The 24053-nt window shown below is 56.8% G+C and carries 20 protein-coding genes and 4 tRNA genes; 6 read left to right on the top strand and 18 right to left on the bottom strand.

Features of this window, described 5'->3' with window-relative positions:
- Nucleotides 1–115 precede the first annotated feature (115 nt).
- Nucleotides 116–2734: a valine--tRNA ligase gene (gene valS / locus BKX98_RS03340; RefSeq protein ID WP_038990818.1), complete on the top strand. Its 2619-nt coding sequence runs from the start codon at nt 116–118 to the stop codon at nt 2732–2734.
- Between the two features lie 61 nt (nt 2735–2795).
- Here the strand turns inward: valS and BKX98_RS03335 are convergent, their stop codons facing one another.
- The 13 genes from BKX98_RS03335 to BKX98_RS03275 form a co-directional block, all read right to left on the bottom strand.
- A complete protein-coding gene (locus BKX98_RS03335; RefSeq protein WP_038990817.1) occupies nt 2796–3005 on the bottom strand; it encodes a hypothetical protein in 210 nt (69 codons plus the stop codon).
- A gap of 48 nt (nt 3006–3053) precedes the next feature.
- On the bottom strand, nt 3054–4061 hold the full coding sequence (locus BKX98_RS03330; protein ID WP_038990816.1) for a serine protease: 1008 nt from the start codon (nt 4059–4061) through the stop codon (nt 3054–3056).
- A gap of 926 nt (nt 4062–4987) precedes the next feature.
- Nucleotides 4988–5596 (bottom strand): DsbA family protein, encoded by a 609-nt coding sequence (locus BKX98_RS03325; RefSeq protein WP_038990814.1) that lies wholly within the window; start codon nt 5594–5596, stop codon nt 4988–4990.
- A 42-nt stretch (nt 5597–5638) separates the two neighbouring features.
- Nucleotides 5639–6931: an ATP-dependent Clp protease ATP-binding subunit ClpX gene (gene clpX, locus BKX98_RS03320; protein WP_073706121.1), complete on the bottom strand. Its 1293-nt coding sequence runs from the start codon at nt 6929–6931 to the stop codon at nt 5639–5641.
- Nucleotides 6932–7100: 169 nt separating this feature from the next.
- Nucleotides 7101–7760, bottom strand: coding sequence for an ATP-dependent Clp protease proteolytic subunit (locus BKX98_RS03315; RefSeq protein WP_073706120.1), 660 nt, complete (start codon nt 7758–7760; stop codon nt 7101–7103).
- Between the two features lie 47 nt (nt 7761–7807).
- Nucleotides 7808–8431, bottom strand: coding sequence for an ATP-dependent Clp protease proteolytic subunit (locus BKX98_RS03310; protein ID WP_255209556.1), 624 nt, complete (start codon nt 8429–8431; stop codon nt 7808–7810).
- Nucleotides 8432–8654: 223 nt separating this feature from the next.
- Entirely contained in the window at nt 8655–9986 is a 1332-nt protein-coding gene (gene tig / locus BKX98_RS03305; protein WP_038990810.1) for a trigger factor, read from the bottom strand.
- 86 nt (nt 9987–10072) lie between these two features.
- A tRNA-Pro gene (locus BKX98_RS03300) sits at nt 10073–10147 on the bottom strand.
- A 156-nt stretch (nt 10148–10303) separates the two neighbouring features.
- Nucleotides 10304–10378: transfer RNA gene (locus BKX98_RS03295), tRNA-Pro, on the bottom strand.
- Between the two features lie 142 nt (nt 10379–10520).
- Nucleotides 10521–10595: transfer RNA gene (locus BKX98_RS03290), tRNA-Pro, on the bottom strand.
- A gap of 662 nt (nt 10596–11257) precedes the next feature.
- A tRNA-Gly gene (locus tag BKX98_RS03285) sits at nt 11258–11328 on the bottom strand.
- A gap of 186 nt (nt 11329–11514) precedes the next feature.
- Nucleotides 11515–12483 (bottom strand): Fpg/Nei family DNA glycosylase, encoded by a 969-nt coding sequence (locus BKX98_RS03280; protein WP_073706119.1) that lies wholly within the window; start codon nt 12481–12483, stop codon nt 11515–11517.
- 2 nt (nt 12484–12485) lie between these two features.
- Nucleotides 12486–12959, bottom strand: coding sequence for a ribose-5-phosphate isomerase (locus tag BKX98_RS03275; RefSeq protein WP_038990807.1), 474 nt, complete (start codon nt 12957–12959; stop codon nt 12486–12488).
- 289 nt (nt 12960–13248) lie between these two features.
- On the opposite strand from BKX98_RS03275, the gene pepN reads away from it, so the two are divergent.
- The 3 genes from pepN to BKX98_RS03260 all read left to right on the top strand — a co-directional run bounded on the left by pepN (nt 13249) and on the right by BKX98_RS03260 (nt 16890).
- Nucleotides 13249–15804: an aminopeptidase N gene (gene pepN, locus BKX98_RS03270; RefSeq protein WP_073706118.1), complete on the top strand. Its 2556-nt coding sequence runs from the start codon at nt 13249–13251 to the stop codon at nt 15802–15804.
- Nucleotides 15805–15882: 78 nt separating this feature from the next.
- Nucleotides 15883–16359 (top strand): OsmC family protein, encoded by a 477-nt coding sequence (locus BKX98_RS03265; RefSeq protein WP_073706117.1) that lies wholly within the window; start codon nt 15883–15885, stop codon nt 16357–16359.
- 12 nt (nt 16360–16371) lie between these two features.
- Nucleotides 16372–16890: a globin gene (locus tag BKX98_RS03260; protein ID WP_052253678.1), complete on the top strand. Its 519-nt coding sequence runs from the start codon at nt 16372–16374 to the stop codon at nt 16888–16890.
- 56 nt (nt 16891–16946) lie between these two features.
- Here the strand turns inward: BKX98_RS03260 and BKX98_RS03255 are convergent, their stop codons facing one another.
- Nucleotides 16947–17591 carry a hypothetical protein gene (locus BKX98_RS03255; RefSeq protein WP_038990861.1) on the bottom strand — a complete coding sequence of 215 codons (645 nt, stop codon included), beginning with the start codon at nt 17589–17591 and terminating at the stop codon, nt 16947–16949.
- 189 nt (nt 17592–17780) lie between these two features.
- Between BKX98_RS03255 and BKX98_RS03250 the strand changes: the two genes are divergently transcribed.
- Complete coding sequence (locus BKX98_RS03250) at nt 17781–18674, top strand: acyl-CoA thioesterase II (RefSeq protein ID WP_038990804.1); 894 nt, start codon at nt 17781–17783, stop codon at nt 18672–18674.
- 31 nt (nt 18675–18705) lie between these two features.
- Here BKX98_RS03250 and BKX98_RS03245 read toward each other — a convergent pair whose 3' ends face one another.
- Together BKX98_RS03245 and soxR are read right to left on the bottom strand one after the other, a co-directional pair.
- Nucleotides 18706–20442: a 2Fe-2S iron-sulfur cluster-binding protein gene (locus BKX98_RS03245; RefSeq protein WP_073706116.1), complete on the bottom strand. Its 1737-nt coding sequence runs from the start codon at nt 20440–20442 to the stop codon at nt 18706–18708.
- A 111-nt stretch (nt 20443–20553) separates the two neighbouring features.
- Nucleotides 20554–21060 (bottom strand): redox-sensitive transcriptional activator SoxR, encoded by a 507-nt coding sequence (soxR, locus tag BKX98_RS03240; protein ID WP_073706115.1) that lies wholly within the window; start codon nt 21058–21060, stop codon nt 20554–20556.
- 133 nt (nt 21061–21193) lie between these two features.
- On the opposite strand from soxR, the gene BKX98_RS03235 reads away from it, so the two are divergent.
- A complete protein-coding gene (locus tag BKX98_RS03235) occupies nt 21194–21700 on the top strand; it encodes a flavin reductase family protein (RefSeq protein ID WP_073706114.1) in 507 nt (168 codons plus the stop codon).
- 68 nt (nt 21701–21768) lie between these two features.
- On the opposite strand, the gene ettA is transcribed toward BKX98_RS03235, so the two are convergent.
- Both ettA and BKX98_RS03225 read right to left on the bottom strand, forming a co-directional pair.
- Nucleotides 21769–23451 carry an energy-dependent translational throttle protein EttA gene (ettA, locus tag BKX98_RS03230; protein ID WP_038990800.1) on the bottom strand — a complete coding sequence of 561 codons (1683 nt, stop codon included), beginning with the start codon at nt 23449–23451 and terminating at the stop codon, nt 21769–21771.
- 113 nt (nt 23452–23564) lie between these two features.
- Entirely contained in the window at nt 23565–24014 is a 450-nt protein-coding gene (locus BKX98_RS03225) for a single-stranded DNA-binding protein (RefSeq protein ID WP_066138692.1), read from the bottom strand.
- Between the last annotated feature and the right edge of the window lie 39 nt (nt 24015–24053).

Below are 24053 nucleotides of genomic sequence, written 5' to 3'. Positions count from 1 at the left end.
TTCGAGGTGCTCTTCGTCGCTCCATGCACAAGATGGTACTCGCCACGGGCGCCGCGTGGTGCAAGCCATGGGCAACAATGTCTTGGCACCGGGCAAAACATGAAAGAATAGAGGCATGGCAGAAGAAAACTTGGGCACAGACACGCCCGCAACGGTTTCCGTTCCTGACAAGCCAGCATTGGAAGGCTTGGAGGAACGTCTTTCCTCCCGGTGGCGCACCGAGGGCACCTATCACTTCAATGAGGATACGACTCGCGAAGCCGTGTACTCCATCGACACTCCCCCGCCAACTGCTTCGGGTTCGCTGCACGTAGGACACATGTTCTCCTACACGCAGACCGACGTACTGGCCCGCTACCAGCGCATGAACGGCAAGAACGTTTTCTACCCACTGGGTTGGGATGATAACGGGCTGCCGACCGAGCGCCGCGTGCAGAACTACTTCGGTGTCCGTTGCGACCCGACCAAGCCTTACATCGAGGGCTACCGTCCACCAGAAAAGCCGGCGAAGAACCAGCGCGACTGGGACGTCATCAGCCGCAAGAACTTCATCGAGATCTGCGAAGAGCTCGCGGTCGAGGACGAGAAGGTCTTCGAGCAGCTGTTCACCACCCTGGGCCTTTCGGTTGACTGGCGCATGACCTACCGCACCATCGACGACAACTCGCGTGCGGCCTCGCAGCGTGCGTTCCTGGAGAATCTGGCCAAGGGCGACGCCTACATGGCCGAGGCCCCAACCCTGTGGGACGTGACCTTCCGTACCGCCGTGGCCCAGGCCGAACTCGAAGACCGTGAAATGCCGGGCGCCTACTACCGCTACGCATTCTCTGCGGACAACGGCGAGCAGGTCTTCATCGAGACGACCCGCCCGGAACTGCTGGCAGCATGCGCCGCCCTGGTGGCGCACCCGGATGACGAACGCTACCAGCACCTGTTCGGCAAGACCGTGACCTCGCCGCTCTTCGGCGTTCCAGTCACCGTGCACCCGCACCCGTTGGCCCAGGCCGACAAGGGTTCGGGCATTGCCATGGTCTGCACCTTCGGCGACCTGACCGACGTGACCTGGTGGCGCGAACTGCAGCTGCCAACCCGTCCGATCATCGGACGCGACGGCCGCGTCCTGGCCGAGACCCCGGAGTGGATCACCACCGAGGCCGGCAAGGAAGCCTACGCCCAGATTTCGGCAAAGACCGTGTTCTCCGCCAAGGAAACCGTCGTTGAGATGCTTTCCGAAGCCGGCCTGCTCGATGGCGAGCCGAAGAAGATCTCCCGTCCGGTGAACTTCTTCGAAAAGGGCGACAAGCCGCTGGAGATCGTGACCTCGCGCCAGTGGTACATCCGCAACGGCGGCCGCGACGAAGAGCGCCGCAACCAGATGATCGCCCGCGGCCAGGAAATTGATTTCCACCCGTCGTTCATGCGTTCGCGCTACGAGAATTGGGTGTCGGGCCTGAACGGGGACTGGCTGGTATCCCGCCAGCGGTTCTTCGGCGTACCGGTACCGGTGTGGTACCAAGTCGATGAGCACGGCGAACCGAACTACGATGCACCGCTGCTGCCGACCATCGACCAGCTTCCGGTTGATCCGGCGGCCGACGCGCCTACCGGCTACACCGAGGACCAGCGTGGGGCGGCCAACGGCTTCATTGGCGATGCCGACGTGCTGGACACCTGGGCAACCAGCTCGCTGACCCCGCAGATCGTGGGCCGTTGGGGCCGCGACGACGAGTTCTTCGCGAAGGTCTACCCGTTCGACCTGCGCCCCCAGGGCCACGACATCATCCGCACCTGGTTGTTCTCCACCGCGGTGCGTGCAGATTCCCTGCATGGCAACGCTCCGTGGAAGCACGCCGCCATTTCGGGCTGGATCCTGGACCCGGACCGCAAGAAGATGTCCAAGTCAAAGGGCAACGTGGTGGTTCCGAACGAAGTCCTGGACAAGTTCGGTGCGGACGCCGTCCGCTACTGGGCCGCTAGTGCCAAGCTCGGTGCCGACACCGCCTATGAAGTGAACCAGATGAAGATCGGCCGCCGCTTGGCCATCAAGATCCTGAACGCTTCGAAGTTCGTGCTGAACTTGGGTGCCACCGAGGCCAATGTGCTGACCGATGATGCTTCGGTAGTCACCAACGGCCTTGACCGCTCGCTGCTCGCCCGCCTGTCGACCGTTATCGAAGATGCCAAGCGCGCTTTCGACAACTACGACTATGCTCGAGCTCTGGATATCACCGAGTCGTTCTTCTGGTCGTTCACCGACGACTACGTGGAACTGGTCAAGGACCGCGCATACGGTGGCCATGGAGAAGCCGAGCAGGCTTCTGTTCTGGCTGCCTTGGCCACCACCTTGGATTCGGTGCTGCGTTTGTTTGCTCCGTTCCTCCCGTTCGCCACCGAAGAAGTGTGGGGCTGGTGGCGCAACGGGTCGGTGCACCTGACCCAGTGGCCAAGCACCGAGCACCTGTCGGCAGCAGTCGAGGGCGCCGACCCTGCAGTACTGCCGCTGGTTGGCGTAGCCCTTTCGGGAATCCGCAAGGCCAAGTCCGATGCAAAGGTCAAGCAGCGCACCGAGGTGCTCTCGGGCGAGATCCACGCGCCTGCAGCCCAGGTTGCCCAGCTCAAGGCAGGCTTCGAGGACTTGAAGTCCGCAGCCAATGCCCGCGAGTTGTCCTTGGTTGAAGCCGAAGGCGAACTGACTGTCGCCAACGTCGAATTGGCTCCGGCCGAAGAGGCATAAGCGCCAATAAACAGGACCGGTTGCCATCCCCTCAACGGGATGGCAACCGGTTTTTCCGTTTCTATTCCTCTTTCTCCCCCGGATCTGGACGGTCCTTCTGCAGTGGAGATTCACGGGTTTTTTCTATGGGACGAGCTGCGCGTCGACGTTGGTCGGTGAAGTATTTCAGCTGGTCTTCGGCGCTGTTCTCAAGACGATGCCTCTGGACCGGAGTCTTGGACCGGTCAGCTGGCGAATCTCCATTGGCCATCATCTTTCCCTTCTGCTCCATGCCAACGGCTGGATCCCCATCAATGTCCAGCCGCCGGCGAGTGAGCGTTTAGTTCTGCGCGTTCTGGTAAGCCTGCTGGATCACCGAACCCCAGTATGGCCCGAACATGGTGTCGCGCACGGAGCTGTATCCGAAGCTGTTCACCGAGTTCTGGTAGCCGTCCGAACCGCTGCCCAGGAACCATGGTCCGCCCGAGGAGCCGCCGGTCATGTTGCATGGAATGCCCTGGGACTGCGACTGGCCAAAGGGATCGTCGCTCGCGTAGCCGGTGCATGACTGCAGGGTCTCGCCGTTGAATGGCGAGGCAGCTGGGTAGCCGTACGCGGTGTACTGCTCGCCGCGTGCCTGGTTGAATGCAACGCCGGATGCGCCGACGGCATCTGTCAGGGTCGAACCACCGCTCGTGCTGACGACTGCGAAGCCGGTGTCATAGGAGATGTCACCGCCGTTGGACCATTCGGTTGGCGCCACCAGCTCGGTCGCTGCGAAGGAGCCGTACGGTGCGTTGCCATTCTCATAGGCCGGGACGAATACCCAACGGGTGGCGAATGCGCCCGGTCCTTCGTTCAAGCAGTGCCCTGCAGTGGAGACGGTCGACTCATTGGCGGAGACCACAGCATTGCCGGAGCAGACATAGTCTGATCCACCAAGGGTGAAGAAGACCTTGCCGATGTGCGAGACCGGAGTTTCCTGGGTTGCGCGGGTCTTGCCACCCTTCTTCTGCGTCTGCTTGCCCGCGGCAACTTCAGCTCCATGGCCAGCCACCTTGGCAGGCTTGCCGATTTCGACCTTGGCGGCCGAGCCCGACTTTCCAGCAACGAGTGAATCTGCGTTCTTTGCGGCCTTCATCCGGTCTGCGGTCCAGTAGTCCACCGCAGCTTCAGCCTTCTGCTGAGAGATCGTGATCGACTCGATCTCTCCGCCCGTTGTCGTCGGCGTTGCCGAGGCCATTGGGGCCGCGCTAAGCATCAGTGCGCTCGCAAGGACTGCGGCGCCTGCCAGCTTGCGGCGCCCTCTGCCCTTGGATGAATCCGTAATTAGAGAACGAATCTGCACGATTTAACTCCTTGTCCAGAGGCTTCTTTGCCACTATCGATGGGGGTGCGGTTGCACTCGTGGGAAATAGTCAAACACACACTTCAAGCATTTTCTACAGGAATCTTTCCCTCCGTCGACCGTGTCGTGATTCGCCTGCGGCACTCAATTTGTGAAGCGAAATTAGCCTGGAACAGATACTTTAATTCGTCCGCGCACGTTGCCCGCTCCCCCGCTGATAGCCCAGCCAGATCAGCCGGTTTCGGCTCGACCCCAAAATTACTTGTGAATCAAATCACTATTGGATCTCCAGAATTCATCTTTCAACGGCGGGCCAGCAACCGCGAATATATGAAACGGAAACTTCGGTAACAGGTACTTTTCGGCAGTACGATGGCTGGGCAGAAGGAAAAAATATGAGTTAATTAGATGTCGAAAATGGACTTATTCACGCGTCTGAGCACAACACGGAACCAACGCCTGGATCACCAGGGGCCTTCCTGCGACACCGCGTTCTGCGTTCGCAGGTCCCTGCAGGGGCATCTCGGGCTCACCACCAAAACGATGGGCGCATGGCCTAAGTCATCGGCCGTCCGTTCTTTTCGGCGAAATCGACCCAAGGATTCCGTCGAACCTCGCGCGCCGATTACCTGAAGCATCCGTTAGCGAGCGCCGGCCAATGAGAATGGCTGCCTGGAATCATTTTCGCCGGCAATGTGTGAGCCAGTTTCCGCGCTCCACGAAGATCCGGTGAAATGATCGACGCAACCCCTCAGGACAGTGTGGCCAATTCTCCGCCGCACAAGGAGCACATCGGATGGATAACTGCATCAATCGAAGCGCGGAAGGTCGGTAGATCCACGCTGACGCTGCCGCTGAGTTCCCTGCTAAGCACAAAGGACGTTGTCTCTCCATGAGACAACGTCCTTCGGGAAATGAATTTTCGCTTAGTCGAAAATTGGGCTTTCGGTGCGGGTACGCTTCATTTCAAAGAAGTATGGGAACGATGCGAGTTGCGCCGCGGCATCAAACATCCTTCCTGCATCTTCTCCGGTTGGAATGCGAGTGATAACCGGCCCGAAGAAGGCAACACCATCAACGGCGACGATTGGAGTTCCTACATCCTGGCCCACCTTGCCAATTCCAACCTCGTGGCTGGCACGCAAGGCCGCGTCATTGGCGTCAGTATCCGCCGCCTCAGCGAGTTCTGCTGGGAGTCCGACCTTCGCCAGAGCCTTGGAAATCACTTCCCCACGGTCTTCGATCTTTTCGTAATGGAACAGCTCGCCCATTGCCGTGTACAGGCTGTCTTTAACGTCATCGCCGTGCTCCTGGGCGGCACGGGTGATCACACGTACCGGTCCCCATGAGTTGTCCATCATCGCACGGTAGTCAGCGGGAAGATCCCGTCCTTCGTTAAGCATTGAAAGGCTCATGACATTCCAGGTCACATCGATGTTGCGGACCTTTTCTACTTCCTTGATCCAGCGGCTCGTCGCCCATGCGAATGGGCAGATTGGGTCGAACCAGAAATCAACTTGCTGACGTTCAGCCATGAACTACCAACTTTCTTCCGAAAAAAATTTTATGGACGTGGTCTATGCAGACTTCTTGTCGCGCTTGGCGACCATCGCGTGCGAGAGCAGCGTGGGCTCTTCGCGGTCGATTACGGTGGCGCGAGTGATTACCACTTCAGCTACATCGTCGCGGCTTGGCAAATCGAACATCACTCCGCCAAGAGTTTCTTCAAGAATTGAACGCAGGCCACGTGCGCCCGTCTCACGTGCAATAGCCAGTTCCGCGATGGCGTCGAGAGCGGATTGGTCGAAACTCAATGCTACGCCGTCCATCTGGAACATCTTCTGGTACTGCTTGAGCAGTGCATTCTTCGGCTCGGTCAGCACTCGAACCAACGCATCCTTGTCCAAGTGCTCCACCGTAGTGATCACCGGGAGGCGTCCAATGAATTCTGGAATCAGTCCGAACTTGAGCAGGTCCTCAGGCCGAACATCCGAATAGGAAGCAGTTTCGGACTTCAGCGCGGTCAGCGGGGCCCCAAAGCCAATGCCTTTCTGTCCTGCGCGAGAAGAAATGATCTCTTCCAAGCCTGCAAAGGCGCCGGCAACAATGAAAAGAATGTTGGTGGTGTCGAGCTGAATGAAATCCTGATGCGGGTGCTTGCGGCCACCCTGAGGTGGCACGGCTGCAACTGTACCTTCAAGAATCTTCAGCAGTGCCTGCTGGACACCTTCGCCCGAGACATCTCGCGTGATCGAGGGGTTCTCGCTCTTACGGGAAATCTTGTCGATCTCGTCAATGTAGATGATACCGGTTTCAGCCTTCTTGACGTCATAATCGGCGGCCTGGAGGAGCTTGAGGAGAATGTTCTCCACGTCTTCTCCCACGTAGCCAGCTTCGGTAAGGCTCGTTGCGTCGGCGACTGCGAACGGAACATTCAGCTTCTTCGCCAACGACTGAGCCAGATAGGTTTTGCCGCATCCAGTAGGACCGATAAGCATGATGTTGGACTTCGAGACTTCCACATCATCCAGTGGGTCTTCGTTAGTCAGCGCAGCAACGGGACCGTGGTCCTGGTTGCCGTGGATGCGTTTGTAATGGTTGTAGACAGCAACCGAGAGCGCCCGCTTGGCGTTCTCTTGGCCGATGACGTATTCCTGCAGCGAATCAAAGATCTCGCGTGGCTTGGCCAGGGAGAACTCCTCATGCACCTGCTCTTCAGCAAACTCTTCGGCGATGATTTCATTGCAGAGTTCGATGCATTCAGTACAAATGTAGACACCATGGCCTGCTATTAGCTTCTTAACCTGCTTCTGGCTCTTTCCGCAGAAAGAGCATTTCAACAGATCCGAGCCTTCACCCATGCGTCCCATCGCACCATTCTCCCGTTTACTTGAGTAGCTGTGGACTTACTCAATTCTAGGCTAGTTGTCCCCCAAATTAGATGAATATGGCGGTTTACCTGTGTTGCGCCCTATCTGCCTTTGGACAGACCGGCAACTAGGTAAACCGCCATTCATCCTGGATTATTCCACGTATTCGCTAGCTTCCCAGCTGGGCGCGGTTCAGCTTGCGAGGAGTCAATACCTCATCGACGATGCCGTAGACCTTCGCTTCGCTCGCCGTCATGAACAGGTCGCGCTCCACATCATCGCGGACCTTCTCAACTTTCTGGCCGGAGTGGGACGCAATGGTCTCTTCCAGCCAGCTGCGCATGCGCATGACTTCCTCGGCCTGGATCTGCAGGTCGGTCGCGGTACCGCGTTCGCCGCCACCCATTGCTGGCTGGTGGATCAGCACGCGGGCGTTAGGCAGTGCTAAACGCTTGCCCGGGGTGCCAGCTGCGAGCAGTACTGCTGCTGCTGATGCAGCCTGGCCGAGGCAGACGGTCTGCACCTCTGGGCGGATGAACTGAATCGTGTCATAGATTGCAGTCATCGCGGTGAAGGAACCACCTGGCGAGTTGATGTAAAGGGTGACGTCGCGCTCTGGGTCCATGGATTCCAGGACCAGCAGCTGGGCCATGACATCATCAGCCGATGCGTCATCGACCTGGGCGCCGAGGAAAATGATGCGATCCTCGAACAGCTTTGCGTAAGGGTCCTGGCGCTTGAATCCGTATGGGGTGCGCTCTTCGAACTGTGGCAGGATGTAGCGGGCCGACGGCATCTGACCGCTAACGGCTTCCGGATTGAAGTTCATGGTTTTCTCCTTGGACAAATCTTTGGGTATCAAGCGGTGCGGTACGACTACTTGTCGTCGTCGCCTACAACACCGGTGACCGAGCCTGCGTGGGTTGCGATCTGATCGAAGAAGCCATACTTCAGGCCTTCTTCTGCGGTGAACCACTTATCACGCTGGTTGTCGATGAGGATCTGCTCCACGGTCTGACCGGTCTGTTCTGCAGTCAGCTCGCTCATGACCTTCTTCATGTGCATGATCAGTTCAGCCTGGATCTTGATGTCCGAGGCGGTACCGCCGATGCCGCCCGATGGCTGGTGCATCAGAATGCGTGCGTTCGGAGTGGCGAAACGCTTGCCTGGGGTGCCCGAGGACAGCAGGAACTGGCCCATCGATGCTGCCAGGCCGGTAGCTACGGTCACCACGTCATTCGGGATGAAGTTCATGGTGTCGTAGATGGCCATGCCAGCGGTGATCGAGCCGCCTGGCGAGTTGATGTACAGGTAGATGTCCTTCTCAGGATCCTCTGCCGAGAGCAGCAGCAACTGCGAGCAAATGGCATTCGCATTGTCGTCGCGGACGTCGGAGCCCAGCCAGATGATGCGCTCCTTGAGCAGGCGGTTGTAGATGTAGTCATCACGGCCGGCCGGCTCTGCGGCTGCCATAGTGGGAGTGCGCGAATCATTTGACATGTTCTCTACCTCTTCCAAACGTGTAGATCAGTTTCTGGAATCTCTGTTTCTAATCCCATAGCTGCAACTGGTTACTTTGAGATTACTTACTTCAAGGCGATCTTGGGCCGTTTCATGCCCCTGTTTCGCTCACGGCGCATGATGCACGCCTGAAGCGAACAAAAATGGCCATCGGCGGCTTGCGTTGAACAAGCGGCCGACGGCCATCAGAGTTTAGTGAAGACTACTTGGCTTCTTCGGTTTCAACCTCAGCTGCCTCTTCTTCACCGGCTGGCTTGACGAAGGAGGTCAGGTCAACTGCGGCACCGTTGGAATCAGTGACCGTAGCGAACTCGAGAACCTTTGCCAGTGCCTTGCGGCGGCGAACTTCGCCCATGAGCATCGGAACCTGGCCTGCGCCGTCCAGCATCTGTGCGAACTGGTTTGGCTCCATGCCGTATTGGCCTGCGGTCTGGACGATGTAGTCGATCAGCTCGGACTGCTCGACGCCAACTTCTTCAGCATCTGCAACTGCGTCCAGGATGATTTCGTTCTTGAAGGCACGCTCGGTGTTCTCGCGAACCTCTGCACGGTGCTCCTCGGTGTCGTGGCCCTCTTCGGAGTTCGGAGCGTTGAAGTGCTGCTCGATCTGCTCGTCGATAACCGAAGCAGGAACAGGGACCTCAACCAGCTCAACCAGCTTGTCCAGAACCAGCTCACGAGCCTCTACGCCCTGCTCGACGACCTTGCCCTCTGCGGCGTCCTTTGCCAGGTTCTCGCGCAGTTCGGCGATGGTGTCGAATTCCGAAGCCAGCTGAGCGAAGTCGTCGTTAGCTTCTGGCAGTTCACGCTGCTTCACAGCGTTGACTACGACCTTGACGGTTGCGGACTTGCCAGCGTGCTCGCCGCCAGCCAGGGTGGTTTCGAAGGTTGCGTCTTCGCCAGCGGACAGGCCGGTAACGGCTTCGTCCATGCCCTCAAGCATGTTGCCGGAACCGATCTGGTAGGACAGGCCCTGTGCGGAGTCGACTTCTTCGCCTTCAACGGAAGCGGTCAGGTCGATGGTTACGAAGGAGTCTGCAGCTGCTGGAGCTTCAACTTCCTTCAGGGTGCCGAAACGGCCGCGCAGGTCGTCGAGAGCCTTCTCGATGTCCTCGTCAGCAACTTCCTTGGCTTCAACAGAAACCTCGATGCCCTTGTAGTCCGGAAGTTCAACCTTCGGACGTACGTCTACCTCAAGGGTGAAGACCAGCTGGCCTTCGCCTTCCTTTTCGAGGGATGGCAGTTCGGTGATGTCTACCTCTGGGCGGGACAATGGGGTGAGTTCGTTCTCAACCATTGCCTTCTGGTAGTACTCGTTCAGACCTTCGTTAACAGCGGTCTCGATGACGTGGCCACGGCCGACGCGCTGGTCGATCAGCTTTGCAGGAACTTTACCCTTGCGGAAGCCGGGGATCTGGATCTGCTGAGCGATGGTCTTGTACGCCTCATCGACGCGGGGCTTCAGTTCCTCGTAAGGAACTTCAACGGTCAGCTTAACCCGGGTCGGGTTGACGTTTTCGACGGCGCTCTTCACAGCGTTGTACTCCTGAGTTGTCTAATATTAGGTCTAATCTGCAAAAACCCCGCAACATGGTGGCGTTGCGGGGTTGTTCGACAGAGTCGGGGTGACAGGATTCGAACCTGCGACCTCACGCTCCCAAAGCGCGCGCTCTAGCCAAGCTGAGCTACACCCCGATTAGCAGTGAACAGTCTAACCCGAGTCATCCTGTATCCACTAATCGTTTGTGATGCTTACTAGTTACCTTTTGCGGTTCTTAGTGATCACAAGATCTAAATTATATTTAGCTCTCAATTTTCACGGGCTCCATCCGAAGATATCCACTCGCAAAGTCGGGGTGACAGGATTCGAACCTGCGACCTCACGCTCCCAAAGCGCGCGCTCTAGCCAAGCTGAGCTACACCCCGATTAGCCAGGAAGCTGCATCCTAGGATGACTGCTTCCAACTAACCGTGTTGCTTGAATAGTGAAGATTTCTCAATCGCCATTACTCACGAGACTTGATTTCTCAAATCTCAATTCCATGACCAGACTCCTCCAGTCATAAAGTCGGGGTGACAGGATTCGAACCTGCGACCTCACGCTCCCAAAGCGCGCGCTCTAGCCAAGCTGAGCTACACCCCGGTGAAGTTCAGAAGAAAGCTTGTTTCATCTGGACAAACCGCTTTGTAATCGGCTCGGGAATTTTTTGTTTCCCGTGCTGATCACAAGAAACTAAGTTACACGGGTTCGAACCAAAAGCAAAATCGAGGATTTTGCAAGTAGCACAATGACATCCGCGTAATTCCGCGGTTTTCCCCATTTCACCTGCCGGATTCGTTCCAGAAATCGCATATTCGTGAGTTGAATTACAAGTGTATTCTCAACCTCCGGAATCCTCGTTCCCGGGCCAACGGACACCGAGATCCCTCAAGGGAACCCACTGCCAGAGCCATAGGCATAGCCAAATCGATATTCCAGAGATTTGTGCACGTACGCTGCGCCTTCAAAAAAGCCGGCAGTAACCATGGGCAACTGCCGTGCACCGAGGCACGCTGGTGATTCCCGGTTCGCAATCTGGCAAACCGGCAAAATGCTCAAGCAATCGAAAGCGTATTTCAAGCAGTCGATGGATAACCTCGCCAGAAAAACCGCGAAGCAACATCCAGGGCCGATCATTTGGAGACGTCGATCGGATAAGGGCAGTCCGTTTAAAACAACCGGCACCTCAGAATAAAAAGTTTGGAAGAACCGATTTTCTGCCGGGTATGCGAAAAGGTCCCGCACAGCGGAACCTTTTCAAACGGAGGGGATGACGGGAATCGAACCCGCGTCATTAGTTTGGAAGACTAAGGCTTTACCATTAAGCTACATCCCCATTTCGAAGCACCTGCGCTTCGAACAAGATTCAGTCTAGACCATAAAACTCTTGCTTTGCAAATCGAGGATTCCACGTCTCACTTGGGTCCTCTCCCCTAGCACCCGTACGAAAGACTGGCCGGCAAAACACGCCGATAAGTCGGAACGAAAAGAATTCCATCCGTCTCATCGTGGCACTTACCGACTAAGTCGAGTGTCGTTGACGAGGCCTCTTCTGACAGCGTGGGCACCAATACAACTTCCGAGCCGCGACTTCAGCCAGGGAAATCCGGGCCGAGCATTTACGGCACTGCATGCCTTGCCGTTGGTAAACGTAATACGCGTTGTCCGGCCAAATCACGCCCTGAGGGTCCCGGTCCTCGGGCAAGGTAGTAATGATCTTGCCATCGCGAACACCGTCTTCCATGACGGAGACGATGTCCCACCAAAGTTTCTTGGTTTTCTGAGCACTTAGCTCATTCGCTGGCAGCGCCGGAGAAATACGATTCCGGAATAACGCTTCGGCACGGTAAATGTTCCCAACGCCGGAGATGACAGACTGATTCATTAGCGCGACGCCGATGGGAGTCTTCGTCTTCAACAGATTGGCACGAAATTCTTTGCGCCCTGCTTCAAGCAATGTTTCGGAGTCCGCGATGTCCGCGTGGCCCTTGGCAGCTCTAAACCGAACCGCAGAACCAATCAATGGATCCGGCCCCAGCTTATTCAGGTGTGCTTGAACCCGGTCATGATCCAACACCTCGCACGCCGTCGGCCCACGCAAATCCGCCCAACCATGCTCGGAAACGATTCGTACCCGTACTGCGCCAACCGGCGCAGGCGGCCCGTTGTACGATTCAGCGTCGGAAGTGGTGCCTGTTTCGCTTTCGCCAATCTTCCGTGGCGCACCGATCGACGAGGCACCAGTAAAGTGCTGATCGCCGCCGAAGCTGAAAGCACCATAGAGTCCTAAATGCACGCGAAGATACAAATCGTTGGAAAAACGGCAGAACAGTTGCTTGCCTTTGGCAAAGGCGTGCTCTAGCTGGTGGCCATCGATTCGTTCCGCATCAGAACTGAAACGGCCTTGCGGGGACGAGACGAGAACCGTTTGCCCGCCAAAGACATCGTCGAATTGGCGGGCAAGGCGGTGAAGGGAATGTCCTTCCGGCACGACTACTCGATGACCTCGCCGGTAGTCTCGTATGCTGCGATCTTGCTGATGCGGCGTACATGGCGTTCAGCTTCGCTGAATGGCTCCGCAAGGAAGGCCTCGATAAGTTCTGCTGCTTCTTCCACCGAGTGCTGGCGCCCGCCTACAGCGATGACATTTGCATTGTTGTGTTCACGGGCGAGCTTGGCGGTGTCCAAGTTCCATGCCAGTGCAGCACGGATACCCTCGACCTTGTTAGCCGCAATCTGTTCGCCATTTCCCGATCCACCCAAAACGATGCCCAGCGCGTCCACGCCGGCACGCTGATCTTCGACGACCGCTAAGGCAGCGTTGATGCAGAACGCCGGGTAGTCATCCTCTGGGTCGTAAGACTTCGGCCCATGGTTGACCATTTCGTAGCCCTTGGCCGTCAGGTGCTTCACCAGGTAGTCGCTGAGCTCGAGTCCTGCATGGTCAGTGGCGATATGCACGCGCATAATCTATTGCCTCATTTACTTGGGAGGGGTCTTTTACTGTCCTATCTAGGATAGCGACCGCAGCACACACTCTCGCTACTTCGCAGCCTCACACCTTGGAGTATTAACCCAATAAGTCTTGCGCTCGTCCCAAAGCACGCAATTTACGGGAGTTATTGGAAAATTGAGTAAATTGTTCGGCCCAATGACTTGCGCAATGCCCCGTCGCAAGTGACACAATGGACAGATATTCAATATTCGTTTCACAACTTCCGCTGATGGATAACCATCACCAAGAATTGGAGAACCCATGCCAGGAATGAACCTCACTCGCGCGGAGGCCAGCGAACGCGCGAATCTGCTCAACGTTGACAGCTACGAGGTAAGCCTGGATCTCACTCAGGGTGAGCGCGTCTTTTCTTCAAAAACTATTGTTCGCTTCACCGCCACTGCCGGCGCGTCGACCTTCATTGATGCAGTCACCGATTCGGTACGCTCGATCAATCTCAACGGAGTAGAGCTGGACCCTGCCGAGCATTCCGATGGCATCCGCATTCAATTGCCGAACCTCGCTGCAGAAAACCTGCTGGTGATTGACGCAGACGCGCTGTACATGAATACCGGCGAGGGCCTGCATCGATTCGTTGACCCAGTGGACCAGGAGGTATACCTGTATACCCAGTTCGAGGTTGCGGACTGCCGGCGCATGTTTGCTGTCTTCGAACAACCCGATTTGAAAGCCACTTTCCAGTTCTCGGTAACCGCACCAAAATACTGGAACGTAGTCTCCAACGCACCTACTCCCGAGCCAATCGAAAACGGCGATTCCGCTACCTGGGACTTTGCGCCGACCCAGCGCATCTCCTGCTACATCACCGCCCTGATTGCTGGCCCCTACCAAGTGGCCCGCGATTCCTTGGTTTCCTCCAGCGGACGCACCATTGAGCTCGGCGTCTTCGCCCGCGCATCAATGATGCAATACCTGGACGTAGAGAACATCGTGACCATCACCCGACAGGGCTTCGAGTTCTATGAGAAGAACTTCGGCACTCCGTACCCGTTTGAGAAGTACGACCAGCTTTTCGTGCCGGAGTTCAACGCCGGAGCCATGGAGAACGCGGGAGCGGTGACCTTCCTCGAAGAATACGTCTTCCGGTCCCGGCCCACCGGCGCCATGGTGGAACGCCGCGCAATCACCATCCTGCACGAACTGGCCCACATGTGGTTCGGGGACCTGGTCACCATGAAGTGGTGGAACGATCTGTGGCTGAACGAATCATTCGCCGAGTTCATGTCCACGCTGGCCGCAGCGCAGAACACCGAGTTCACCAGTGCCTGGACCACCTTCAACACCTTGGAGAAGAACTGGGCCTACCGCCAGGACCAGCTGCCATCCACCCACCCAATCGTCGCCCCGATCAATGATCTGGAAGACGTCGAGGTCAACTTCGACGGCATCACCTACGCCAAGGGCGCTAGCGTTCTGCGACAGCTGGTAGCTTTCGTGGGCCAGGAAGAATTCATGTCAGGCGTGCGCGAGTACTTCTCCAAGCACGCCTGGTCAAACACCGAGCTGCCAGATCTGCTCAGGGAATTGGAAGCAGCCAGCGGCCGCGATCTGAGCGGTTGGGGCGCTCAATGGCTGGAAACTGCTGGAGTGAACACGCTCAAGGCGGAGATGGCTATCGATGAAGACGGCGCCATCTCTTCCTTCGCCATCCGCCAGTCCGCAGTGGCGGAGTATCCGACCCTGCGCCAGCATCGTCTAGCCGTAGGCTTCTACTCGCTGGACGAGGCTGGCGTGCTGCAGCGAGTGCACCGCGAGGAACTTGATATCGATGGCGAACTCACCGAAGTTCCAGCGCTTGTAGGCCGGCAACGTCCAGATTTGGTCCTGCTCAACGACGATGACCTGACGTATGCCAAGATTCGCTTGGATGAAGTTTCCTTGGCTACTGCCACCGAGCATCTGAAGGACTTCGAAGAGTCGCTGCCCCGGACCTTGGTCTGGTCTGCGGCCTGGGATTCTGTGCGCGATGCCGAAGCGCCTGCGAGCACCTTCGTCCAATTGCTGCTGAACAACATTGGCCACGAAGTAGATTCCACCGTGATCATGGTGCTGCTGCGCCAGCTGAACACATCACTGGACCTCTACGTCGCGCCCGAACACAGCGAAGAGCTTTCGGTTCAGGCTGCAGACCGTCTGTGGCAACTTGCCTCCGAGGCTGAAGCCGGTTCGGACGCACAGCTGCAGTTCGTAAAGGCCTTTGCCCACCGCTCGCGCACCACCGCGCAGCTGGACCAGGTCAAAAGCCTGTTCGACGGCTCGGCAAGCTTGGCAGGCCTCGTAGTGGACACCGATTTGCGTTGGTCCTTGGCCATTGCGCTGAGTGCTGGCGGCTACATGAGCGATGCCGATCTCGACGCCGTTCTGGCCAACGACGATACCGCCAAGGGCAAGGCGTCGTGGTACACAGCGCGGGCTTCCCGACCCACTGCTGAATCGAAAGCAGAGGCATTCGCGGCTGCAACCGCAGCCACCCTGTCCAACGATCAGCAAAGCGCAGTTATTAACGGTTTCAACAACGTGCACGACAACACGCTGATCGCCGGCTACGCAGAGGAGTACTTCGGGTTGCTCGTCAATGCCTGGGAATCCTACTCCCACGAGATGGCCAAGCAGATCCTGCTGGGCTTCTACCCTAGCTCCAACGTTTCGGAGGAAACCTTGAAGCAGACGGATGAATTCCTGGAGTCCTTGGGCTCCAAGCACGCCGCGATGCGCCGATTGCTGGTGGAGTCGCGTGCCGACGTCGTCCGCGCGCTAGCCGCACGCAAGGCCGATGCGTTGGTTCCAGGAATCTAGGGTCGTTCAGGTGGTGGCTTCTTCCGCTCAATGCGGAAGTAGCCACCACCTTGTGGTTAAAAGTGGGAGAATGGATTCATGGACCTCTCGCAACATGAATACCGGGTGGGCCTCGAATGGACCGGCAATCGTGGAACCGGAACCGAAAGCTACCGAAGCTACGGTCGCGACCATGTATTGCGTGCATTGGGGTTGCCAGAATTGCCAGGCACCGCGGATCCAACCTTCCACGGGGATCGCGATCGCTGGAATCCAGAACAGCTTTTGCTAGCTGCCCTAAGCCAATGCCACATGCTCTCGTACCTCCATGTAGCAGTCACCCATGGCGTGAATGTGACCGCTTACACGGATGATGCCTATGGAACTTTGCGCCTTAACCGAGATAACAGCGGTGAGTTCACCCAGGTCATGCTGCGGCCCACAGTCCATCTTGCCGATGAATCCCAGCGCGAGCTTGCCGATTCGCTCCACGCCCAAGCAAACAAGGTTTGCTTCATCGCCCGGTCTGTCAACTTCCCGGTTCTCCACGAGCCGGTTGCCCCTAGCGCCTCCTGAGGAAATTTACGAATGACTGAAAACCAGCCCACGGCCTCCGACCGCAAGAAGGATCCCTTCAGCAATCCGTTGGTTCTAGGCCGCTCCAGCCAAGAGTTCTTGGATGCCGCAGAGGCACCGATTGATGTTGCCGACTTCCCGGGAACCTTTTATGCAGAAGTCGGCGGCCGTGAGGTATTCGCGCAGTTAACGAAGAATTTCTATAGTTCAGTTGCCGAAGATGCAGACTTCCGGCGGATGTATCCGGAAAAGGAACTTCATGCTGCACAGGTTCGACTCCAGCTGTTCCTGGAACAATACTGGGGCGGTCCAACGACTTTCTCCGAGCATCGTGGTCACCCGCGACTGCGCATGCGCCATGCCAACTACCCAGTGAACAGCCACTATCGTGACGTGTGGCTGGGCCACATGAATAAGGCTATCGACCAACTCGAGCTGCCGATGCTGCAAGCAGATACTTTGCGCGATTATTTTGAGCGCGCAGCCCACTCGTTGCTGAACACTCCGGACGGACACCAGAGCCTGCTCTAGAAAATATGGACTAGAACCGCCAAACGGCGAATTCTAGCCCATTTCTCTAATTCGGCTTAGACGAGCAGTGAAGCCTTGCGCACCAGGACGTGCCCTCGTTCGTTGCTCAGTCGAGTCCAGCTGCCGTTGCGAAGGACTCGGCACTGTCCGCCAGGAATCAAGAATCCCAGCGCATGCATGGCAAATGCAGCGCCCATCGGAATTTCCATTCCCACGTCTGGCACCTGTGTCGACCAGATTCGCTGGCGCACCTGCACTAGCACCGGCAATCCAGGGTTTTCGGGCAACGCCTGGGCCACGGCGTCGATGCCGCTTTGAGCTGAGGACGACAATGTGTCGTTCGCTACGGCCCCAGCGTCTTCCCAACCGGAAACGGGAACTGAGATCCCGGCCCATTTTGGATTCTCTTCAACCGGCGGGAGGGAGAATTCAACGGACGTCTCCCCCATGCGGGCAAGGCGATCTTGAATGGAAGCCAGAGAGTAACTGGCATTGACTTCCGCAGGCTGGGCCAGGCGATGCACGCGCATCCCGAGAATGGTGTAACCACCCTGCCCTAGATCAGCAGGGACAAGAATCGGTACATAGACTGCTAAAGCCGTCTTTCGGGCGACGAATTGGGCCGCGCCATCCTCAATCGTTTTCGCGCGGCTAATAAAGTTCGCTAAGTCGCTTACTGAATTGCTGTCGTCGAAGTTCACTGCATCACTCGCCATACATTCATAATCTCACGTAGCCACAGCGATGTGCGGCGAGTTTGCTCATGGCGTGATATCGACCGAGGATACGTATAGTTTTCCTATGAGACCGAATTTCCATGAGAAATTGTTACTTTCAAGTAACATTGACCCTGGTTCAGTTCCATTAGCGCATGACGAGGAGCCCGCACAGTGACCGAAGACTTAGGCACCACCCAGATCCTGCTGGATCTATTGAACCTGGATGGAGAAGACCAGGCGCGCACAGATGAGGATATCTTCATCGGTCATACCCCTGCTCAGAATCGACCCCGCGTTTTCGGAGGACAGGTTCTAGCCCAGTCCATAATCGCTGCCACGCGCACCATCGAGCCGACCCGTGCCATCCATTCCCTGCACGGATACTTCTTGCGCCCGGGAGATCCGAACCAGACCATTACCTTCGGCGTACAGCGCTTGCGCGATGGCCGCTCATTCTCCGCTCGCAGAGTGCACGCTTACCAAAACGGCGAACCGATCTTGTCGATGATCACCTCGTTCCAAGAGCCTGCCATCGGCTTGGAGCATCATGATCCGATGCCCATCGATGTCCCAGAGCCGGAGTCGCTTCCGACGACAGCGGATCTCGTGGGCCACTTTGACCACCCGGTAGCCAAGGAATGGGCATTCGAACGGCCCTTCGACGTACGTCATGTTTCCGAACCGATTTATCTACCTGGCAATTCGAGCAAGATCGCCGATAGCGCGGTCTGGCTCCGCACTACGTCGGCAATGCCAGATGACTTGTCGCTTCACCGCGCAGCTTTGGCGTATGCCAGCGACTACATGTTGCTTGAACCCGCCCTGAGAGCCCATGGTGTGCCGTGGGTTCATCGCGGGTTGAGCATCGCCAGCCTCGACCACGCGATGTGGTGGCATCGAGATTTCCGTGTTGATGAATGGCTGCTCTACGTACTTCATTCTCCATCGGCGTCTTCAGCCCGTGGGCTTGGAACTGGAAAGTTCTACAACAAAGCCGGCGAGCTGGTCGCTACCGTCGCCCAAGAAGGCATGATTCGCCTGCCCGAGTTCTCGGACGGACACTAGTTACTTATCTGAAGCGCAGCGCCCGTGCAGTTCATGCTCCTAATTCAATGTCGCCCGCTGGCACAGCCATGCAGGTGAGGATCTGGTCTTGTTCCACGCGGGCGCTTGGCTCTAACGGGTACGAGACTCTGCCCCTCAGAAGCTTCACAGCGCACTCGCCGCACGAACCCGAACGGCAAAGGCTTGCAGGTTCAACGCCTTGATCTTCGAGTGCTTCGAGCAATACGCCGTCTTTGGCACTCCAAGTAAATGACCTTCGGCTGTCACGACAAGTGACCTCCGCGGATGGATAGTCCTCGAATAACCTGTCCAGATCAGTAGTGGGCGAGGCGAAGACTTCACGGTGAATCTGCGAAGCCGGAATTCCCGCTCGTTCGCATGCCTCAAAAACCATACTGGTGAATTTTTCCGGTCCGCACACCACTACGCTGTCACAACCCTGTAGATACTGCGCTATCTCAGCAGGCCCGGGCCTGCCCTCAGTTGTGTCGATTCGGTTCAGGCAGATTGACGATTTCAGTTCAGAAGCCATCTGCTCCAAACGGGAGTACAGAGCGCTGGCTCTTCCACGTTCAACATGAATGATCCGCAACTTGCGGCTGTCATTGGCCGCGGCCGCATCGCCGAGCAACCCCAAGGCAGGGGTAATGCCAATGCCTCCGCTGACAATCGCGGTGCAGGCTCCCAGGACCTTGGTCGAGGTCAAGACCCCGTAGGGCCCCGAAACAAGAACTTGCTCGCCCTCATCCAATTGTGCGATTTTGCTTGAGGCTTCGCCCTGGACACGTACAGCGATACCAATCCTCGAGCCAGCCACGGATGTAATGGTGTAATTTCTCCACAGAGGGTCCGGCAGGTGAACCCTCAAGTGCATCCCGGCTTCATAGTGCCCGTCAATCCATCCGAAGGGATCCTCAAGCAGGAGTTCGACCACTCCGGCACCCAACTCCTGATTCCGCAATACGGTCATGAACCGTGGCGAAACCTTGGATGGCACGAGTTCTTCAGCTCCGGATGGATCGTCTTCTATTTGAATCTCAGCGCCAGTCTCCAAGACGCCTGGTACCAAGACAGTTCCGTAAATGCCACAGTGGATATGGCCAAAGTAAGTCGCCAGCAAACGTGGTCCATTCGTATCCACTTCGGTCGACACCGGATTTACAGATGTCGCTGAGCAACGAGCGATCGACTTGGTGATAGCAATACGGACATCACCTATGCGCAGCACTTTTCCAATTAGCCCGTACTCGGCATAGGCTGGCACCCCCTCAATCAACAGGTTTCCCCGGTACCGGCGCGGATCCATGTGCACACCTGATACTCTCGATAGTTCCGCAACCGTATTCGGGTTAATGATCGAAATGCCAGACAGACGGGAATCGAACATTCCTTGCGGGGCCGACACTAATTTCCGCGGAATAGGTCCCTGCGGTGGCAAGTATTTCGACAGGTACGCACGAGCGGCATCCATGTCAGCTTGGTTATTCACGTCAAAGCTGAGAGGCGCCGCACCGGTCGAAGCAGGGGCTGTCATGGTGATCAGCGGAGGCCGAGAATGGACCCGCCACTTTTGCAAGCTCTTGTTGTTCTTTAGGATCGTGAAGCTAAGGCAGCTCTCCCACTGGTCTTCGCGATGCATGATGGTGCCATTGCCTAAGGCAACGCGACGGTCGCCTTCCAGACCGCTTCCTTTTCTCACGGCCGCCGAGTCAATTTTTTCGCCCGGCAACCCCTTAATAGGGAAACGGAATATTTGAGCAATCCTCATGGTGGCATTCTAGCTAGATCTGGGTTCATTGCGAGAATTCGGAACGGGTCGCATCGAAGTCAACCCCGCATTCATGGAAATTTCGAGCCAGCTTCAAGGCCTGGCCTGCTGCTATTCCGATTCGTTCGCAACAGCTCCAGGAGTTTCCAATCGCCGCGCTCCCGCGCCCTCATGCGCTAATTGGTCTTCCGGATTCAGCAGGCTGCAGGCCTGCATCGATAGGCAGCCGCATCCGATGCACCCCATAAGCCGATCTTCTAGTTCCTCAATAGCACGTCGCCGCGCTTCGAGAACTTTCTTCCACTCTTCAGTTGCCCGCAACCAATCGTTTTCTGTAGGGATTTTCCCCATAGGCACTTGCGCCAAGGCACGTTTGATGTCGCTGAGTGGAATACCTAATTTGCTGCCCACAGTGATCAAAGAGATCCGCCGCAACAGGTGGCGGGGAAAGCGTCGCTGATTTCCAGCCGTTCGTGTAGCCGCGATCAGGCCAATTTCTTCGTAGTAGTGCAGAGCGGACCTGGCCACGCCAGTGCGGTCACTGACTTGACCGATACTGAGCAGCTCTTGCCCGGGATATTCATTTGCACAATCGCCATGTTCCGCTGTGTGAAGCATCACCTGCCCCTTTCTTGACCTCAAGTTTACTTGAGGTCTTAGGGTAGAGGTATTCAAAGTTGTTGGCAAAGGCTCGGGCTTTTGCATCAGTTACTGGGGTTGGCACTCTAACTTCAGGCAAAGGAGGTACTCAGTGAGCGAATTATCAAGTGACTTCCGCACAGCCTTCCGTCACCACCCGGCTGGAGTAGCACTAATAACAGCAACCATCGACCAGGCATATTACGGCTTAACGATCTCTTCTCTGGCGTCGCTGTCAATCGATCCAGTTGCCGTTTCGTTTTCGCTGGCCAAAGAATCAGGAGCCGCCGGCGCCGTACTTGCTGCACAAAGCTTCGTCATCCACTTACTTGGAGAAGACCAGCAAGAGTTGGCTGGCAACTTTGCCCAGCCCGGTGCCCCGCGATTCACGCGTGATCAGAACTTCCGGATCCTCCCGACCGGTGAACCGCACTTTATTGAAGCACCGGTTGCCTTTCGGGCCAGCATTCATTCTTCGATCAGCATTGGAGGTTCCCGACTGATCGCGGCTGAAGTCCACGAAGTCCTCCACGGTCAACGGCTGCAGCAACACTTGGTCTACCAGGATCGAGAGTATCTGAAGCTCTCCGAATTGCGTGCTGCTTCCGCATCGAATTAACAGATGCGGGCCACACAGGGCATAAAATTAGCCGCCACATTCGTGGCGGCTAATTTTATGACCTGCTATTAATCACGGGTCAGGCGGCGATGGGTGACGCGGTGCGGCTTGGCCGCATCGGCGCCCAGTCGTTCAACCTTGTTGCTCTCGTAGGAGTCAAAGTTGCCCTCGAACCAGTACCAGTTCGCCGGATCTTCCTCAGTGCCCTCGTAGGCCAGGATGTGGGTCGCGACTCGGTCCAGGAACCAACGATCGTGCGAGACCACGACAGCGCAGCCCGGGAACTCGAGCAATGCGTTTTCCAACGACGAAAGAGTTTCGACATCCAAGTCGTTAGTAGGCTCATCGAGCAGCAACAGATTGCCGCCCTGCTTAAGGGTCAAGGCCAGGTTGAGTCGGTTGCGCTCACCGCCGGAGAGCACACCTGCCTTCTTCTGCTGGTCTGGACCCTTAAAGCCGAAGGCCGAAACGTAGGCACGCGACGGCATCTCAACCTGTCCGACGTTGATGTAGTCAAGACCATCCGAGACTACTTCCCACAACGACTTCTCAGGGTCAATATTCTCGCGGTTCTGGTCGACGTAGGAGATCTTGACGGTGTCGCCGATCTTGAGCGTTCCGCCGTCAAGCTCTTCAAGTCCAACAATGGTCTTGAAGAGAGTCGACTTGCCAACACCGTTAGGACCGATGACACCAACGATGCCGTTACGAGGAAGAGAGAACGACAGGCCATCGATCAGCACACGATCGCCGAAGCCCTTCTTCAAGTTCTCGGCCTCGATGACTACCTGGCCAAGACGCGGGCCTGGTGGGATCTGAATTTCCTCGAAGTCCAGCTTGCGGGTGCGCTCGGCCTCCGCTGCCATTTCTTCGTATCGTGCCAAACGGGCCTTGGACTTGGTCTGACGGCCCTTGGCATTCGAACGAACCCATTCAAGCTCTTCTGCCAGGCGCTTAGCAAGCTTCTGGTCCTTCTTGCCCTGTACTTCCATGCGTTCGCGCTTCTTCTCCAGGTAAGTGGAGTAGTTGCCCTCGTATGGGTGCAGGCGACCACGATCAACTTCACAGATCCATTCGGCGACATGGTCCAGGAAGTAGCGGTCGTGGGTTACGGCCAATACGGCACCTGGGTACGATGCCAGGTGCTGTTCCAGCCACAGGACGGACTCGGCATCCAAGTGGTTAGTGGGCTCATCGAGCAGCAGCAGATCCGGCTTCTGCAGCAGAAGCTTGCACAATGCTACGCGTCGACGTTCACCACCGGAGAGATGGGTGACTTTCTCGTCGCCCGGTGGGCAGCGCAGGGCGTCCATTGCCTGCTCTAGCTGGTTGTCGATGTCCCATGCGTCGGCTGCGTCGATCGCTTCCTGCAGCTTCCCCATCTCTTCCAGCAGCGCGTCGAAATCGGCGCCTTCCTGAGCCATCTCTTCAGAGATCTCGTTGAATCGGGTGATCTTTTCGTAGATTTCTCCGACGCCTTCCTGGACGTTGCCCAGAACGGTCTTTTCTTCATTTAGTGGTGGTTCCTGCAGGAGGATGCCTACCGAGTAGCCGGGTGAAAGACGTGCTTCACCGTTCGACGGGGTATCGAGTCCCGCCATGATCTTCAGGATCGTTGACTTACCAGCGCCGTTTGGGCCCACGACACCAATTTTGGCACCGGGGAAGAACGACATGCTGACATTGTCAAGGATGACTTTGTCACCAACGGCCTTGCGGGCCTTGGTCATCGTGTAAATGAATTCCGCCATACCTTTAAGGCTAGTCGGTTACCGTGGTCATTTCCGAATCCACACACCACTATTTTGAGTTGGTGGTGCCCGGATTCACACGAAACCATCGAACACCACCAAAGCGTGCTTGTTTAGGCCGCTTCCCCATCATCGTTTTGCCAGCTTCCTTCGGTGTCCGCCGAGCGTGATGGATGCTGAACTCGATCGATTTCGCCAGTGTCTGCCCGCACTCGGCTGAATGAACTGGTCCCGAAACGAAGATCGTGACCAATTGAATACGCTTCGATGTCTGCGCTGATTCCGCGAGTTCCATCGGCGCGTTCAAAGTCCCGGATCTGCAGTTTTCCAAAAATCATAACGTGGTCGCCTTGCGCCAACGATTCCATGGAGTTCTCCCCCAGCGTGCGGAAGGCCGAGACGGCATACCAATTGGTCGGCCCATCAGCCCACTGCCCGGTTTCAAGGTCGCGTTTACGCTCATGTGTAGCTACGCGGAATTTCAGGATTGAAACGCCCTTCGGCGTAATGCTGAGTTGAGGCTCCGTTCCAACAATGCCTCGGATTGTCACAAGGTCACTCATGAACCTGTCTCCTTCTTGACCCGAATGCCAGAAACTTTT

The organism is Glutamicibacter sp. 0426 (genome assembly GCF_001906485.1).
GTDB lineage: Bacteria > Actinomycetota > Actinomycetes > Actinomycetales > Micrococcaceae > Glutamicibacter > Glutamicibacter nicotianae.
Note: the sequence above shows the minus strand (reverse complement) of the source record. Positions and strands in the feature narration are given on the sequence as shown.